The sequence below is a fragment of the Sphingomonas sp. TX0543 genome (assembly GCF_048565505.1).
Taxonomy (GTDB): domain Bacteria; phylum Pseudomonadota; class Alphaproteobacteria; order Sphingomonadales; family Sphingomonadaceae; genus Sphingomonas.
In genome coordinates this window covers 67,122-81,105 of record NZ_JBLZUS010000004.1, presented here as the reverse complement: position 1 = coordinate 81,105, position 13,984 = coordinate 67,122, and the positions used below count along the sequence as shown (strand labels likewise).

15 protein-coding genes and 1 pseudogene are annotated in these 13,984 nt (G+C 65.5%); 12 read left to right on the top strand and 4 right to left on the bottom strand.

Annotated features, from left to right (window positions below):
• Positions 1-4: 4 nt before the first annotated feature.
• A complete protein-coding gene (locus ACM61V_RS20010; RefSeq protein ID WP_419714603.1) occupies positions 5-781 on the bottom strand; it encodes a hypothetical protein in 777 nt (258 codons plus the stop codon).
• Between ACM61V_RS20010 and ACM61V_RS20005 the strand changes: the two genes are divergently transcribed.
• Both ACM61V_RS20005 and ACM61V_RS20000 read left to right on the top strand, forming a co-directional pair.
• On the top strand, positions 773-1,909 hold the full coding sequence (locus tag ACM61V_RS20005; RefSeq protein WP_419714602.1) for a response regulator: 1,137 nt from the start codon (positions 773-775) through the stop codon (positions 1,907-1,909). The genes ACM61V_RS20010 and ACM61V_RS20005 overlap by 9 nt on opposite strands.
• A gap of 38 nt (positions 1,910-1,947) precedes the next feature.
• A complete protein-coding gene (locus ACM61V_RS20000; protein WP_147037252.1) occupies positions 1,948-2,337 on the top strand; it encodes a lysozyme inhibitor LprI family protein in 390 nt (129 codons plus the stop codon).
• A 266-nt stretch (positions 2,338-2,603) separates the two neighbouring features.
• Here the strand turns inward: ACM61V_RS20000 and ACM61V_RS19995 are convergent, their stop codons facing one another.
• Together ACM61V_RS19995 and istA are read right to left on the bottom strand one after the other, a co-directional pair.
• On the bottom strand, positions 2,604-3,626 hold the full coding sequence (locus ACM61V_RS19995; protein ID WP_419714601.1) for an IS110 family transposase: 1,023 nt from the start codon (positions 3,624-3,626) through the stop codon (positions 2,604-2,606).
• 260 nt (positions 3,627-3,886) lie between these two features.
• A pseudogene (gene istA, locus ACM61V_RS19990) lies at positions 3,887-5,002 on the bottom strand (IS21 family transposase); the annotation flags it as partial.
• Positions 5,003-5,065: 63 nt separating this feature from the next.
• Between istA and ACM61V_RS19985 the strand changes: the two are divergent.
• Positions 5,066-5,437, top strand: a complete 372-nt coding sequence (locus tag ACM61V_RS19985; protein WP_419714600.1) for a response regulator — start codon at positions 5,066-5,068, stop codon at positions 5,435-5,437.
• Between the two features lie 104 nt (positions 5,438-5,541).
• Here the strand turns inward: ACM61V_RS19985 and ACM61V_RS19980 are convergent, their stop codons facing one another.
• Positions 5,542-6,294, bottom strand: a complete 753-nt coding sequence (locus ACM61V_RS19980) for a Crp/Fnr family transcriptional regulator (protein WP_244305297.1) — start codon at positions 6,292-6,294, stop codon at positions 5,542-5,544.
• A 275-nt stretch (positions 6,295-6,569) separates the two neighbouring features.
• Here ACM61V_RS19980 and ACM61V_RS19975 point away from each other — a divergent pair, with 275 nt between their 5' ends.
• From ACM61V_RS19975 to ACM61V_RS19935, 9 genes are all read left to right on the top strand, one after another.
• The gene (locus tag ACM61V_RS19975; RefSeq protein ID WP_419714599.1) at positions 6,570-6,827 is read left to right on the top strand and encodes a hypothetical protein; all 258 of its coding nucleotides are present in this window, start codon (positions 6,570-6,572) and stop codon (positions 6,825-6,827) included.
• Complete coding sequence (locus ACM61V_RS19970) at positions 6,824-7,225, top strand: YsnF/AvaK domain-containing protein (RefSeq protein WP_167509792.1); 402 nt, start codon at positions 6,824-6,826, stop codon at positions 7,223-7,225. Before ACM61V_RS19975 ends, ACM61V_RS19970 begins: the two co-directional genes overlap by 4 nt.
• The gene (locus ACM61V_RS19965) at positions 7,222-7,851 is read left to right on the top strand and encodes an OmpA family protein (RefSeq protein WP_147037353.1); all 630 of its coding nucleotides are present in this window, start codon (positions 7,222-7,224) and stop codon (positions 7,849-7,851) included. Before ACM61V_RS19970 ends, ACM61V_RS19965 begins: the two co-directional genes overlap by 4 nt.
• Positions 7,852-7,883: 32 nt before the next feature.
• Positions 7,884-8,918: a DUF2382 domain-containing protein gene (locus ACM61V_RS19960; RefSeq protein WP_147037352.1), complete on the top strand. Its 1,035-nt coding sequence runs from the start codon at positions 7,884-7,886 to the stop codon at positions 8,916-8,918.
• 82 nt (positions 8,919-9,000) lie between these two features.
• Complete coding sequence (locus ACM61V_RS19955; protein WP_183949608.1) at positions 9,001-10,383, top strand: mechanosensitive ion channel; 1,383 nt, start codon at positions 9,001-9,003, stop codon at positions 10,381-10,383.
• The gene (locus tag ACM61V_RS19950; RefSeq protein ID WP_147036722.1) at positions 10,380-10,739 is read left to right on the top strand and encodes a hypothetical protein; all 360 of its coding nucleotides are present in this window, start codon (positions 10,380-10,382) and stop codon (positions 10,737-10,739) included. The genes ACM61V_RS19955 and ACM61V_RS19950 overlap by 4 nt, the downstream gene beginning before the upstream one ends.
• A gap of 126 nt (positions 10,740-10,865) precedes the next feature.
• Positions 10,866-11,369, top strand: a complete 504-nt coding sequence (locus ACM61V_RS19945; protein WP_147036721.1) for a ferritin-like domain-containing protein — start codon at positions 10,866-10,868, stop codon at positions 11,367-11,369.
• A 101-nt stretch (positions 11,370-11,470) separates the two neighbouring features.
• Positions 11,471-12,385, top strand: a complete 915-nt coding sequence (locus ACM61V_RS19940) for an NAD(P)/FAD-dependent oxidoreductase (RefSeq protein ID WP_147036724.1) — start codon at positions 11,471-11,473, stop codon at positions 12,383-12,385.
• Between the two features lie 6 nt (positions 12,386-12,391).
• Positions 12,392-13,963 (top strand): Na+/H+ antiporter, encoded by a 1,572-nt coding sequence (locus tag ACM61V_RS19935; protein WP_147036720.1) that lies wholly within the window; start codon positions 12,392-12,394, stop codon positions 13,961-13,963.
• Positions 13,964-13,984: the final 21 nt, after the last annotated feature.

Here is a 13,984-nt window from a genome sequence, read left to right as displayed (position 1 = left end):
TTCCTTACTTCGTGGCAGCGGTGAGGGGGTCGAGGGTGGTGGCGGTCGGATATCCGCCGGTCGGAACCAGCGACTGTCCGTTCACCAAAAAGACGGGCACGACTTCGACGACACAGCTGGGGCACCGCGCGCTTCCACCCTGAGGAGCAAGCTCCGTCTCGTAGCGCGAGCGCGACGCGAGCAGGGCAACCGGCGCACCGTTCGCCAACGGATCCTCGTCGCTTGCCGAGAGCCGCCGCCCATCGGGCAGCTTACCGCTCGTCCGCCGAAATTTGAGCGTGTCGCCGACCTTGGCCTTGCCCTTCAACGCCTGGTCGACGACCACCGATACAGAGGACGACGCACCATCGTCGAGCTGCTCGGCTTCGTCGGTTCCCGAGACATGACCGATCACCACGGTGTCGGCGAGCAGCGCTTCCTGCCCAACCGTGGCACCACCCCTGATATGCGCCGCCGCGGCTTGAACGAGTGCGGTGGATGCCTCAGCCGACCGTCGCAGATCGCCCGCGTGAAGCCCATAGATTGAGAGCGTCTGCGCCACATCGACGAGGAAAGGGTCGTTCAACGCCGAACGGGTGGCGTCGTCGGTGACGAACCGTGGCGAGGGTGGCGAGAGCCGGGCCGCTTTCACGATGGCGTTCACCTGTCCGAAGTCGGCCAGGTCGCCCAGCTTGCCCGACCGACGCTGTTGGACGTCGCGTTTGTGGGTAAGGAAGGCTTTCGTGCTTTCCTCTTGTGAGCGTCCGCCCTGATCGCGGCCGAACTGAATAGCGTGACGCACATCCTGCTCATCGAGAACGACGCTGGCACCGCAAGGGAGGTCACTCTCGAATTGGCCGCAAGCGGCTACCAGGTGACGCATCGCTCGACAGTCGCCGATGGGCTGGACGCGGCGCGAAAAGGGAACGCGGATCTGCTGATCGTCGATCGCCAGCTCCCCGATGGCGAGGGACTCGACCTCATTGCCGACCTCCGAGACGACGGGCGGCGCACGCCGGCGCTGGTGCTGAGCGCGCTCGGCAGCCTGGATGACCGCGTTCGCGGCCTCCGCGCCGGCGGTGACGATTACCTGCCCAAGCCGTTCGCGCTGGTGGAGCTGGTCGCGCGGGTCGAGGCGCTCTTGCGGCGACCCGACGAGACCCGCGAGACCCGGCTGATCATCGGTCCGCTCGACCTAGACCTGCTCGCCGGCTCCGCATCGCGCGCTGGCCGCGCACTCGAGCTGCTGCCGCGCGAGCTGAAGCTGCTGGAATATCTGGTGCGCCGGCCTGGCCGGATCGTCACCCGCTCGATGTTGCTCCAGGATGTGTGGGGCTACGCCATGAACGAGGACGGTTCCCGCGTCCTTACCGTCAGCAGTGCTGGGCTCGTTCAACTCTGGGACGGCAACGGTCGCGAGCTTCGCCGGATTGATTGGCCCGACCAGCCCTCGGGAGCTAGCGGCTATCCCGATGGGCGAGCGGCGATCGCTGGTAAATTCGGTGTTGTCGTCGTTCATCAGAACCAAGTCTTGGTGATCGACGTCACAAGCGGAGAGACCTTGGCGCAGCGGGTCGTGGACGCAATGATGGTCGACGACCTTCGTAAGGTCGAACGCGACCGGGTTTTTGCGGCCATCAAAGCCCGCGACTGGAGCGGCGGTGCCCGCGAAATTACCCTACCTGGGGGCGAACTGGTTGAGGTTCCCGGCCTCACAGACCTTATGCGACTGGGTCCGAGCTACTGGATGGCGGGAAGCCGCGCCCCATTCACGCTCCACCGCATTGGTGGCGTTCCCGCAACCCGCTCGTCGGAGCGATCGTGTTCGTTAACAGCAGTCTTGGCAAGCCTTTTCGCATCACCGCCTTCAGAGATGGTCCAAGATCTAGAGAGAAGGCGACGATGCAAAATCGGATATCAACGGCTATAGCATTTCTCTATGAAACTCGACGCCAAGGGTAGGCTGATATGATCGTCTTGATGCTCGCTGCGGCCTCCCTGCCATGTGGCAAGGCACCTTCTAATCTAGATGCCAAAGTCTGCTATGGGCAATTGGCCGAGCAGACCGATCGCCAAATGGCTGCTCAATGGAAGATCACACTCAAAAAGCTGCGGGCCGAAGATGTTGATAACAGACGTGAGCGTTTGAACAAGCCCAGCATGGCAGATGGCTTGCTTGACTCTCAACGCGCATGGCTTCAATATCGAAAGGCTCAATGCAATATGATTAGCGATCAGGCTGCCGGAGGCACTGGTTATTCAGAATTAGGTGCAAGATGCGAGATTGCATTTAACCTTCAAAGAACCGCCGAACTCAAGCGACGCGCTGATGGGTTCTTGAAACCATCCTTTGAATAGTAGCGCGGAGCGTCACGCAGGCACAGACGGCGGTGGCGCGAAACACGCAACTATTCGTGGTCAGCGGCCCTCCAAGGCGAGGTCAATGCCGGGCACAAGGTTCGTTCCGAGGTCGGCAGGCCGCCTCACGATGGGTGTCCGTTGGCTGGCGCTGCCTCAATGTTACAGCCGCGCGGGTCGATGCCGCGACGATCGCTCCGAGGTCAACGCCGGCTCGCGTCCCGGCAAGGACGCCTCCCCGCAGGGAGCTTGGGGACTGAGGCGCGCTAGGCGGCGACCCTCCACTCGAACTCGGTGCCATCGGACCAGATGGCGTGCATCATGACGGCCAGCTTCCGCGCGATACCAACCTGCGCCTTCTTCGGTCCGGTACGTTCCGCCAGTCGAAGGCCCCACGCCCGCAACGGCGTTGGCTTGGTCACGCGGGTGAGAATGACGTTGGCCGCCTCGAACAGGTAGCTGCGTGTCATGCTGTCGCCACTCTTAGTAATCCGGCCGGTCCTGTCCATCTCGCCCGACTGATGCACACGCGGGGTCAGGCCAAGGTAGGCGCCGACATCCTCGGAGCGCTTGAACCGCGACGGGTCTTCTATGTTCGAGTAGTAAGCCAGCGCGGTCAGGTGGCCGATGCCGGGCACGGTCATCAGCCGGCCGACCGTCTCGTTCTCGCGCGCAGCGGCGCGAAGCTGTCGATCATACGACGCGATTTGGTCGACCACCGTCTCAAGCACGGCGAAGATCGGCCTCGCGAACGCGGCATAGGCCGGGTCCAGCTCCATCGCCGCTGCGGCACGGTGCTTGAACGTGCGTCCGGCGGTCTTGGTGATAATGAGGCCGAACCGCTTCACCGCACCCCGCAACGTGTTCTCCAGCGTGCGCCTGGTCGCCAGCAGCATGCGGCGGCCGAGCAGCAGGCTACGGATGGCGTGCGCTGGTGCGCCCCGAACCCAGGCTTCGCGGTACCAGCCGACGCGCATCAGCTCGGCGAGGCCGCGAGCGTCGTTCCGGTCAGTCTTGTTGTTACGGGCGGACAGAGCCTTATGCGCATGGCGGGTCTCAAGGCAGACGACAGGCAATCCCGCCGCTTCCATCGCGCGGAACAGCAGCGCCGCGGTCTGCCCCGTCTCCAGACCGATCCGCTCCGCATCGTCGGCGTGTTCGCGGACGCAGGCGATCAGGTCGTCGGGCCGGCTCTTCACCTTGCCCTCGAACCTAACCTTGCCACCGGCATCCAGCACGCACACGCTCGTCTCCGCCAGGGAGACGTCGAAACCGACATAGCTCGTCATCAGGATGTCCTCCGTCACCAAAGTGGCGGCAGCGCCACGGTGAGGATCATGCGTCCTGCGAGCGCCCGCTGTTACCCCATGTATGCCGCTCGACGAGGATTATTGCGTTTGGCGTGATATTCCGGGCGATGCGATCCACGTGCTGGACGTGACCGGTAGCGTGTGGCGAAGCTTTCCTATCGGCCGAGTTCTCAGCGGGACCGATATCGTCGATGTGGTGCGCTCGGGCGGGACCTTTTACGCGGTGATCTGCAGCCCGCCTTGGCGACGAAGGCGCCCTCGCCATAGCTGCGCGGATGGCGGGCGATCTCCTCGCCGGCGATGCTGATGACGACCTCGTCGACGAACCCCTTCACCAGGACGTCGCGGAAGCCGTAGGCGGTCGGCACCGAATAGTCGTTGGTCCGGTAGCGCACCAGCGCGGTCGACGACACGCGCGCCGACCGCTTCTCGCACGGCTCCAGCGGCACCGCCGGCAAGGCCCGGAAGACCTGCCGGTCGGCGGCAAGCCGCTCGGCGATGGTGTCGGCATGGCGTCCGGCATGCCCGTTCTGTCGGGCCAGGCAGTCCTTCGCCAGGCGCTCGTTCAACTCGTCGAAGCTGGCCGCCACGGGAATGGGCACCATGAACATCGCGCGGGCGTGCTTTACCAGCGCCTCGACCTTCCCCTTGTCGTTGCCCTTGCCGGGCCGGCCAAACCGGTCGGCAAACAGGTAGTGGCTGACCAGCTCGGTGAAGGCCCGCGTGCGCTCGCGCTTGCCGTCGCCGCAGATCCTCGCCACCGCAATCTTCAGATTGTCGTAGAGAATGGACAGCGGCACGCCGCCGAAGAAGGCGAAGGCCGAAACATGGCCGTCCAGGAACGCCTCGGTCGTCTCGCGCGGATAGGCCTTCACGAAACACGCATCGGAATGCGGTAGGTCCATGCAGAAATAATGAACCTTCTGCCGCACGCCGCCGATCTCGGCCCACGCCTCGCCGAAGTCGACCTGGGCATGGCCCGGCGGGTGCGCCAGCGGCACGAACGTCTCCCGGCTGCGGGCCCGACTTAGCCGCACATAGTCCTTCACCACCGTGTAGCCGCCGCCATAGCCATGCTCGTCGCGCAGCCGCTCGAAGATCCGTTTGGCGGTGTGCTGCTGCCTGGCCGGCGACAGGCGGTCCTCGCGCAGCATGGCGTCGATGATCGGCAACAGCGGCCCCAGCTTCGGCTTCTCCGGCGGCTTCGCGCGCCGGTAGCCTGGTGGCAGCGAGGACGCGCACATCTTCGCCACCGTGTCCCGGCTCAGACCGAACACCTTCGCCGCTTCCCGGCGACTATGACCTTCCACGAACACGAAACGCCGAACGGCCGCGTAGCTCTCCAAGGCAAACATCCTCGCCGCCCCAAATGGAGCAGCTTACCACTGGCAGGATTTCTCTCCGCCGCACCGGCACCTATGCCGGCGCTCCCGTGGCCGGGTTTGTCACCGCCCTACACACTGGAGGTTGGTGGATTCTCAACCCAGCTGCTGAACGAACTCGGCTACGGTACCGAGTGGGCCAGCAACGCCGCGGACGCGCTGGCCTTGCTCGCGGCGTCTCTGGACTTCGATGCCGTCTTCTCGGATGTGGTGATGCCTGGCATGGGCGGTGTGGAGTTCGGGAAAGAAGTCCGCCGCCTGTACCCGGGCCTGCCGGTGATCCTCACCTCCGGCTACAGCCATGTGCTGGTTGAGGAAGGACAGCACGGGTTCCCGCTACTGCACAAGCCCTATGCGGTGGAAGACCTGTCGCGCCTGCTCCGCGAAACCCTTTTAGCCAGGTCATAGTCCTGAGCCCCAGCGGACCAGGAAGACCGCGATGCCACTCTGCTCCGGCCAGGAGTTTCGCTGCCGCCAAATTGATCAGCAGCGCTGAGGCGACCCCGTTTCGATCAATCGTCACACTCGCTGCTGGGCGGGTCTGCGAACAGCTTGGCACCGCCACGGATCTTGCCGTAACATTCGCACGACACCGCCGCGAGGCCGTCCCGGTCGACCACCGTCACGCGGCCGCGCTTATACTCGATGATCCCCAGCCGCTGGAGATCGCGCGCGACGATGTTGATCGCGTTGCGCTTGACCCCCAGCATCTCGGCGAGGAACTCCTGAGTGAGGGGGAGCCTGTTCGCTTCCGTCCGATCGTGGGTAGTGAGGATCCAGCGGGCGCAGCGATGGCGGACGTCATGGAGCGAGTTGCACGCGACCGACTGCAGCGTCATCCGCAGCAGCACCTCGCGCCAGCGCACGACCGCCGAGCACAGCTTGACGCTTGTATCGACCATGTCCTCGAAGCGCTCGGCGGTGGTGCGATAGCCCGCGCCCGCGATCTGCACCACGTGGCGCGTGAAGGCGGGGTCGACATAGCCGCTGGCGCTCATGCCGGTCGCACCTTCACGCCCGACCGTGGCGGACTCTGTCGAGCGACCGGCCTCCATGACCGCGACGAGCAAAATCATGCCCGAGGTCGGAAAATAGACATGCGTCATCAGCTGGCCAGGCTCGTACAGGACCTCGCCCTGGTTCAGCGTGACGGGCTCGAGATGCTCGTCGATCTTGACGCGCTCGTCGGCCGGTATGCGATCGAGAAGGTGATTGCTGCTGGAGGAGCATGCCGCCTGATCATCAACAATGGCATCGGCGATCACGATGGCTCCTCATCTGCGACGGGTTGTCGGTCGCTTCCAAACGCATTGCGCGAGATTAAGTCTTAGAGGCGGGAGGTAAAAAACTCAAAGATGTGCCGACGTGATCGGGAACCCTGCGGCGAAGCGCCTGTTTATGCCCGGTAAGATACACAGCAGGTCGACAGTAGATGCAGCGTGCCTCGTGCGGGTCGATCAGTATCGGCCTGCTTTCTCTTTCTCCGATCGTGCTTGGCCTGGCCGGGTGTATAGATCCTTCGCAGCGTATCGCGACATCCTTGATCCGCTATGGCTTGGACGAGAAGCAGGCGCAATGCGTCGGTGATCGATTGGAGGCACGTCTCTCCACCGGCCAACTTCGCCAGCTCGGCCGCGCCGCCCGCGGCTTTCATGACGGAGACCCCTCGCCAGGTCGGCTGACGATCGGCGACCTGGTCCGCGTATCGTCGCGGATCGAGGATGTACGGGTGCCGCTCGAAGTGGCCAGGGCCGCGGCTGGGTGCAATGTCCTTGCCGACGGAGCAGCGCGCCTGTGAGCGCCGACCAACACTTCGGCGAGACCCGCATCCCGCTCGTCGAGGAGACGGTCGCGATCGAGAAGCGCGCGGTCACGACCGGCCGCGTGCAGGTCCGCACCTTTGTCGACGAAGAGCAGGTCCGCGTCGCCGAGGCGCTCAATCGCGAGATCGTCGATGTCGAGAGGGTGCCGATCGGCCGGCAGGTCGAGGTTGCTCCGACCGTGCGCGAGGAAGGCGAATTCCTGATCGTGCCGGTCATCGAGGAGCGGCTGGTGATCGAGAAACGCCTGTTTCTGGTCGAGGAGCTTCGTCTTCGCCGCACCACTGTCACCGTGCCGGTCGAGGCCGACGCGACCCGGCGCGTGATGCGCGCCGAGGTGACCCGCGAGAACATCGCCGAAGGAGAGAATGGATGACAGATCCCGAGCGCGGCCAAGGTGCGCCGCCCCGCCATGTCCATATCGAGAAGACCTCGAAGAAGACCAACTGGTTGCCATGGGCGCTGCTCGGGCTTGGCTTGCTGGCGCTGATCGTTGCGCTCAGCCGCTGCAACGGCGAAAAGGAGAGGGCGGTCGTCACGCCTGCTCCGACCGCATCCCCCGCCGAGGTCGTCGCCACTACACCGGATGCCGATACCTCGACCGTGCTCGCCGGCACCTCGGGCCTTGGCGGCTATCTCGCCGGAACCGAAGCCGCGCCGCGCACCTTCCAGTTCGAGAAGCTGAATTTCGACACTGCGAAAAGCGACATCCGGCCCGTTGATGCGGACGAGGTGAACGCCATCGCCGCGGTGCTCAAGCAATATGGCACGGCGCGTGTCCGGATTGCCGGTTATGCCGACGCCCGTGGCCCTAGCGCCGCCAACCTGGCGCTCGGCAAGGCTCGCGCCGACAGCGTCAAGGCGGCGCTCGTCGCCAAGGGCATCGATGGCGCTCGCATCGAGACAATCTCTGGCGGTGAGAACGACCCCGTCGACACCAACGCGACTGCGTCAGGCCAAGCGGAAAACCGCCGGACCGAACTGGTCGTCATCGCCAGGTAATCACGTTTTAGTTCCCCCGAAGGAGAGTACCCATGTCCCGCACCATCACCGCGCTGTTCGACAGCCGACACGATGCCGAGGCCGCCAAGCAGCGGCTCCAGGATGCGCGCGTCGACGCCGATCATGTCAGGATTCACGACCAGTCGACCGTCGGCGACATGAGCCGTGGATACTCCACGCACCAGGATCCCGGCCTCTGGGGTTCGATCAAGAACGCCTTCCTGCCCGACGAGGATCGCCACACCTATGAGGAAGGGATCCGTCGCGGTGGCTACCTCTTGACCGCCGACGTCGATGAGGACGAGGTGGACGATGCCGTGCGCGCGCTGGAGAACGCCAACAGCGTCGACATCGACGAGCGCGCCGGCCAGTGGCGTTCGCAGGGCTGGGACTATCCGGCTGCCGGCACGGCGAGCGGCGCGCTGCGATCCGGCGACTATGATCGCGACCGGGGCGCGATCGGCGTCGGCGCGGACGAGGAGCGCCTGGAGGTGGTCGAGGAGCAGCTGGTCGTCGGCAAGCGCGAGGTCGATCGCGGCGGCGTCCGGGTCCGCTCCTATGTGACCGAGAAGCCGGTCCATGAGCAGATCCGTCTGCGTGACGAGAGCATCAATGTCGAGCGCCGCCCCGTCGATCGCGCCGTGACGCCCGGAGACGACGCGTTTCGCGAGCGCACGATCGAGATGACCGAAACCGATGAAGAGGCGGTCGTCGCCAAGACGGCCCGCGTCGTCGAGGAGGTTGTGGTCCGCAAGACCAGCGACGAGCGCGTCGAGGACATCAACGAGACGGTGCGCCGCACCGATGTCGATGTCGAGCAGATCGGCGGCGACGACCGGTCCGGCCTGGAGCGGACTGCCGGCCGCGGCGTTGCCGGGGGTGGGCGCTACGATGACGACCGTGAAGCCGGCACCGGGTTCGGCGACAAGGCGGCCGGGCTCGGCAAGGAAGCGCTGGGCAACGTCAAGCAGGGGCTTGGCGACCTGACCGGCAACGAGGGCCTGAAGCGCTCGGGTGAAGCCCAGGAGCGCGCCGGCGAAGCACAGCAGGGCAAGCGCCCCGACTGAGTAAAGGGGGATCGCCGGTACGGTCTTACGGCCGTACCGGCGATTATCCTGACATGACGCGCCAAGGTCCAAGGAGGACGACATGGACGACCTAGAGACTGCAGGCGGCACCGTCGTCGCCGGCACACGCGACTTTGGAAACCAGGCGCTGTTCCTGGCCGAGACATGGGGCCCGCGCATCCTGGCGGCGCTCCTCATCCTCGTGGTCGGGTGGCTCGTGGCGCGGGCCGTCAAATGGGGGGTGGCCAAGCTCGTCAACGCGACCCCGCTCGCGCGCCATGCCAATCGCCCCAACCTGCATGAGCGGCACCCCGAGACCGTCGGCGCCCAGGTCGGCAATGCCGCCTATTGGATCGTGCTGCTCGTCGCCTTGTTCCTGGCGGCGCAGCCGCTCGGCCTTGCCAGCGCGACCGGGCCATTGGGTCAAATGCTGAACGGGTTCGGGCAAGCCGTGCCGCGCATCATCGGCGCCGGGTTGATCCTGTTCATCGGCTACATCGTCGCCAGTGTCGCCAAGAAGGCGGTCGAGGCGGTCATCACCGCCAGTCACGTCGAGCGTCTGTCGAGCACGATCGGCGCTGCCGCGCCCAGCGATCCCACCGCCCTGCCGCGGCTTGCGGGCGGGGTCGTTTTCGCGCTGATCTTCATCCCCGTCGCAATCGCCGCGCTCGACACGCTCAACATCGCCGCCATCTCGCAGCCGGCGACCCAGATGCTGCGCATCATCCTTGATGCGATCCCGCACGTCATTGCCGCCGGCATTATCCTCGCGCTGGCTTATGCGATCGGCAAGTTCGCCTCACAGCTGCTCACGCAGTTCCTGGTGACGACCGGGTTCGATCGCACGATTGGGTCGCTGGGCCTCTTCCCGCAGGGCAGTGCCGTCAGGTCGGAGACGGTCGATCCGGCGAGCGGACGGACCCAGACGATGGTGTCGCCATCGGGGAGCGCGCCGGTCACCCCGTCCAAGATGGTCGGCACCGGCGCGTTCATCGCCATCTTGATCTTCGGCCTGATGGAAGCGTTCCGCCAGCTCGATTTCGCTTATGGTTCGCGGATCATGGCCGAGGTGCTGGCGCTGTTCGGCCAAGTCGTGTTCGGCGCGATCATCATCGCCGCCGCGGTCGCCATTGCGCAAGCGATCGCCAAGGCGATCCGGTCGAGCGGTGGGGCAGGGGCGGAGTTTACCGCCTCGCTGACCAAGATCGCGATCATCGTGCTCGGCACCGCGATCGGGCTGCGGTTCATGGGGCTTGCGGATGACATCATCAACCTCGCCTTCGGCCTGATCCTGGGCGCCATTGCCGTCGCGTTTGCGCTCGCCTTCGGGCTCGGCGGGCGCGAGCCGGCGGGACGCGTCGTGCAGCGCCTGCTCGGCAAGGCCGAGGACGAAGCCAATCGGCCGACGCAACCCAAGCCGCAAGCGCCGCCGGCGACGATGCAGAATCGGGAGACCGGGCTGTGATCCGGCCGGCGCTGTTCGCCGTCGTCGCGGCGCTCGCTCTCGTCGCCGGGTGCGACGGCCCGAAGGAGGATGCCGGCGAGAAGGCGGACGCGAACGCCGGCGTTGTCTCCAGCGAGGATACCATCGCAAAGGGGCCTGCGGAGCGGGTCGGGGAGGCGCAGGACCAGGCCGACGCCAGCAGGAACGCCGCCATCGAGGCGCGCGCCGACGCGGCGGAGGATGATGCCGATGCGGTTCGCGCCGAGGCCGACCGGAAGGCCGACGCGCTGGAGGAGCAAGCACGGCAGGTGCGCGAGCGAGCGGAACAGAAGGCTGACGCCGAGGAAGACCGCGCGGACGCCATTCGCAATCGCTGATCCGCAAACCTTCCGGGGTTCAGGCCCGTCAGAGGTCATGCGTCCCAGCATCGGGGCGGCCCGCGAGCGCGAGCGAACGACCGCCCTGCTTCTTGCAATCATACTACCCCCAAAGGAGACGATCCGATGTCTACACCCGAAAATCTTGAAGACTTGTACACCGACGAGCTGAAGGACCTCTGGTCGGCCAACGATCAGATGCAGCGCTGCCTCAAGAAGATCACGAGCAAGGTCTCCGATCCCGCGCTCAAGGAGATGCTCACCAAGTCGGTCGAGGGTATCGGCAATCACACCGGCGTGCTGAAGGAGCTTCTCGCCGATAGCGGCGAAAAGGTCTCGAAGGAGCATTGCAAGGGCATGGAAGGGCTGGTCGCCGAGGCGACCAAGCACACCGCCGAGGAGGCGCCCAAGAAGGGGCCGGTGCTCGATGCGGTGATCATCGCGCAGTACCAGCGCATGACCCATTACGGACTCGCAGGCTTCGGCACGGCGGCCGCTTACGCCAAGGCGCTTGGCCTGAAGGACGCCAACAAGAAGCTCCGCGACGCCACCAAGGAGATCTACGGTGGCGACGAATACATGACGAAGCTCGCAGAAACTTCTGTGAATATCAAAGCCAAGGAAGACTGAGCTTCGGCTAAACCTTCCTGCCGGGCATGCCTGCTTGCAAGAGCGGCAGGCATGTCCGGTGTCGGCGTGGCTGGACGGGTCGAACGTCGAGAGGAGCGTTCATGTTAGACTGCGCGATCATCGGGGCAGGACCGGCCGGGCTTACCGCGGCTACCTATCTGGCGCGCTTCCATCGCAAGGTGACCGTCTTCGATGGAGGGCCGAGCCGCGCGTCATGGATCCCGCGCTCGCATAACCACGCCGGCTTCCCGGAGGGCATCCCGGGTAACGAGCTGCTTGCCCGGATGCGTTCCCAAGCCGAGCATTACGGGGCAACGATCCTCGCTGCGCGCGTCGGTTGCGTGACGCGGCAGGACGGTAATTTCACGGTGTCGTACGCGGGTGGGGAGGCAAGTGCGCGAGCGATCCTGTTTGCGACGGGCGTGGTCAACCGCCGGCCACCCATCGCGGAAGACGATCATCAGCCGGCGCTCGATAGTGGAACGCTGCGTTACTGCCCGATCTGCGACGGCTATGAAGTCACCGGCAAGCGTGTCGCTGTTCTCGGGTCCAACACGCACGGCGTGGCGGAAGCGCTGTTTCTCCGGACTTATAGCGATGACGTGACGCTGTTGACGCTCGTCAAATCCGATCTCGACCGGAGCGATCGCGCAGCATTGGACAAAGCCGGCATCGCTGTGGAGACGACGGCTGCATCATCATTCGAGTTCGGGAAGCCGCACGCGCGCGTGCGCCTTGCGGACGGGCGCGATTTCGCCTTCGACACGCTCTATCCGGCTCTTGGGTCCGACGTGAACGACGAGTTGCTCGTGCCCTTCGGCCTCAAGCAGGCGGGGGACAAGTCGGTCATCACCGACAGTCACATGCGCCTCGGCATCGTCGGCCTGTACGCTGTGGGCGATCTCGTGCGCGGGCTGGACCAGATCAGCGTCGCGATGGGTCAGGCGGCGATCGCCGCGACAGCTATTCACAATGACTTGCGAGAGCGCGATGGCGAAACGCTCGAGCGAAAGTAGCACGCCATGCTGATCTTCGAGACACTGCTGCTGCTGCTCGGGATTTCAGTGGTCCTGGCACTCGTCGCGCGCCGGCTCAATATCCCTTCCGCGGTGATGCTGGTGCTCGGCGGCATGGCACTGGCGCTCGTCCCCGGCTTGCCGCCGCTCGAACTCAAGCCTGAGCTGGCGCTCGCCCTGTTCCTGCCGCCGCTGCTCCAGGCGAGCGCGCTCAGGACCGACTGGGGCGCGTTCCGGGCCAATGTCGTGTTCATCATGCTGCTGGCGATCGGCGCGGTGCTGTTCACCGCCGGTGTGGTCGCAGTGACGGTCCGGCATCTCGTGCCCGACGTGCCCTGGGCGGCCGCGATCGCGCTGGGCGCCATCATCGCGCCGCCCGACGCCGTGTCGGCGACCTCGGTCCTGAAGGCGTTCCGGCTGCCACGGCGGATCGTTGCGGTGCTCGAAGGCGAGAGCCTCATCAACGACGCCTCCGCGCTTGTGCTCTACCGCTTCGCCGTCGCGGCGACGATGGCAGGCACGATCAGCTTTGCCGATGCATCGCTGTCCTTTCTGTGGACCGCGGTCGGAGGGCTGGCGATCGGGCTCCTCGTCGGCTGGCTGACGAACTGGGCGATGTTACGCTTGCACGACCGCTTGCTCGAGATCGTCGTCTCCTTTCTGTCCGCCTTTGCGAGCTACTTCGCGGCGGAAGCGATCCATGTCTCGGGCGTGCTGGCGGCGGTCGCCTGTGGCGGGCTGGTCGGGCGGCGACAGCTCCAGCTCGCAGCGCGCACCCGCCTGGAGGCGAACACCGCCTGGGAGTTCGTCGAGTTCGTCCTCACCAGCTTTGTCTTCCTGCTCGTCGGGCTTCAGCTGCGCGGGATCGTCGAGCGCCTCGGCCAGTACGATCCGGGCCAGCTTTTCGTTCTCGGGACGGCGGTATCGGCCGCGCTGATCGTGGCACGCTTTGTCTGGGTGTTCGGCACCTTCTATCCCGTGGCCGCGCTCTGGTCCGGTCTGCGCGGGCAGGGGTTCAAGCCCCCGTTGAGCTATCCGACCATCATTTCCTGGGCGGGAATGCGCGGCGTCGTCAGCCTCGCGGCGGCACTGGCGTTGCCGGACGGTTTCCCGGCGCGCGACATCATCGTCTTCCTCGCGTTCGTCGCCATCCTGGCCACCCTGGTGCTCCAGGGCACCACGCTCGCCCCGCTCATTCGCCGGCTCGATCCGCATGACCCGGAGATCGAGGAAGCGAAGCCCGTGGTCATCGCGGCGCGCAAGGAGGTCGCTGCTGCCGCGCTCGGCGCCCTGTCGGAGAAGCTGAAGGACCCGAAGCACGCCGATGTCGCCGAAATGCTGGTCCATGATTTCCAGACGCGGGTCGAGCATGCCGAACGGCTCGGCGACGGCGGCGAAGACGCAGCGGAACGCATGGCTGCGACCCTCAAGCTGCGCCTCGAAGCGCTAGGCGCCGCTCGCCAGAAACTGCTTGAAAAGCGCAACGAGCTCGACGGCGAGACGCTGGCGACGCTCGTGCAGGAACTCGACCTCGAAGAGGAACAGGTTCGCGTGGCGCTCGAAGCGCATGCCTCATGACAGGACGGCCCGGCGGCACAG

Bases quoted from the DNA above. Each gene is read 5' to 3' on its own strand.
- ACM61V_RS20000 (WP_147037252.1), top strand. From the start codon at position 1,948: ATGATCGTCTTGATGCTCGCTGCGGCCTCCCTGCCATGTGGCAAGGCA.
- ACM61V_RS19995 (WP_419714601.1), bottom strand. From the start codon at position 3,626: ATGACGAGCTATGTCGGTTTCGACGTCTCCCTGGCGGAGACGAGCGTG.
- ACM61V_RS19985 (WP_419714600.1), top strand. From the start codon at position 5,066: ATGCCGGCGCTCCCGTGGCCGGGTTTGTCACCGCCCTACACACTGGAG.
- ACM61V_RS19965 (WP_147037353.1), top strand. From the start codon at position 7,222: ATGACAGATCCCGAGCGCGGCCAAGGTGCGCCGCCCCGCCATGTCCAT.
- ACM61V_RS19960 (WP_147037352.1), top strand. From the start codon at position 7,884: ATGTCCCGCACCATCACCGCGCTGTTCGACAGCCGACACGATGCCGAG.
- ACM61V_RS19955 (WP_183949608.1), top strand. From the start codon at position 9,001: ATGGACGACCTAGAGACTGCAGGCGGCACCGTCGTCGCCGGCACACGC.
- ACM61V_RS19945 (WP_147036721.1), top strand. From the start codon at position 10,866: ATGTCTACACCCGAAAATCTTGAAGACTTGTACACCGACGAGCTGAAG.
- ACM61V_RS19940 (WP_147036724.1), top strand. From the start codon at position 11,471: ATGTTAGACTGCGCGATCATCGGGGCAGGACCGGCCGGGCTTACCGCG.
- ACM61V_RS19935 (WP_147036720.1), top strand. From the start codon at position 12,392: ATGCTGATCTTCGAGACACTGCTGCTGCTGCTCGGGATTTCAGTGGTC.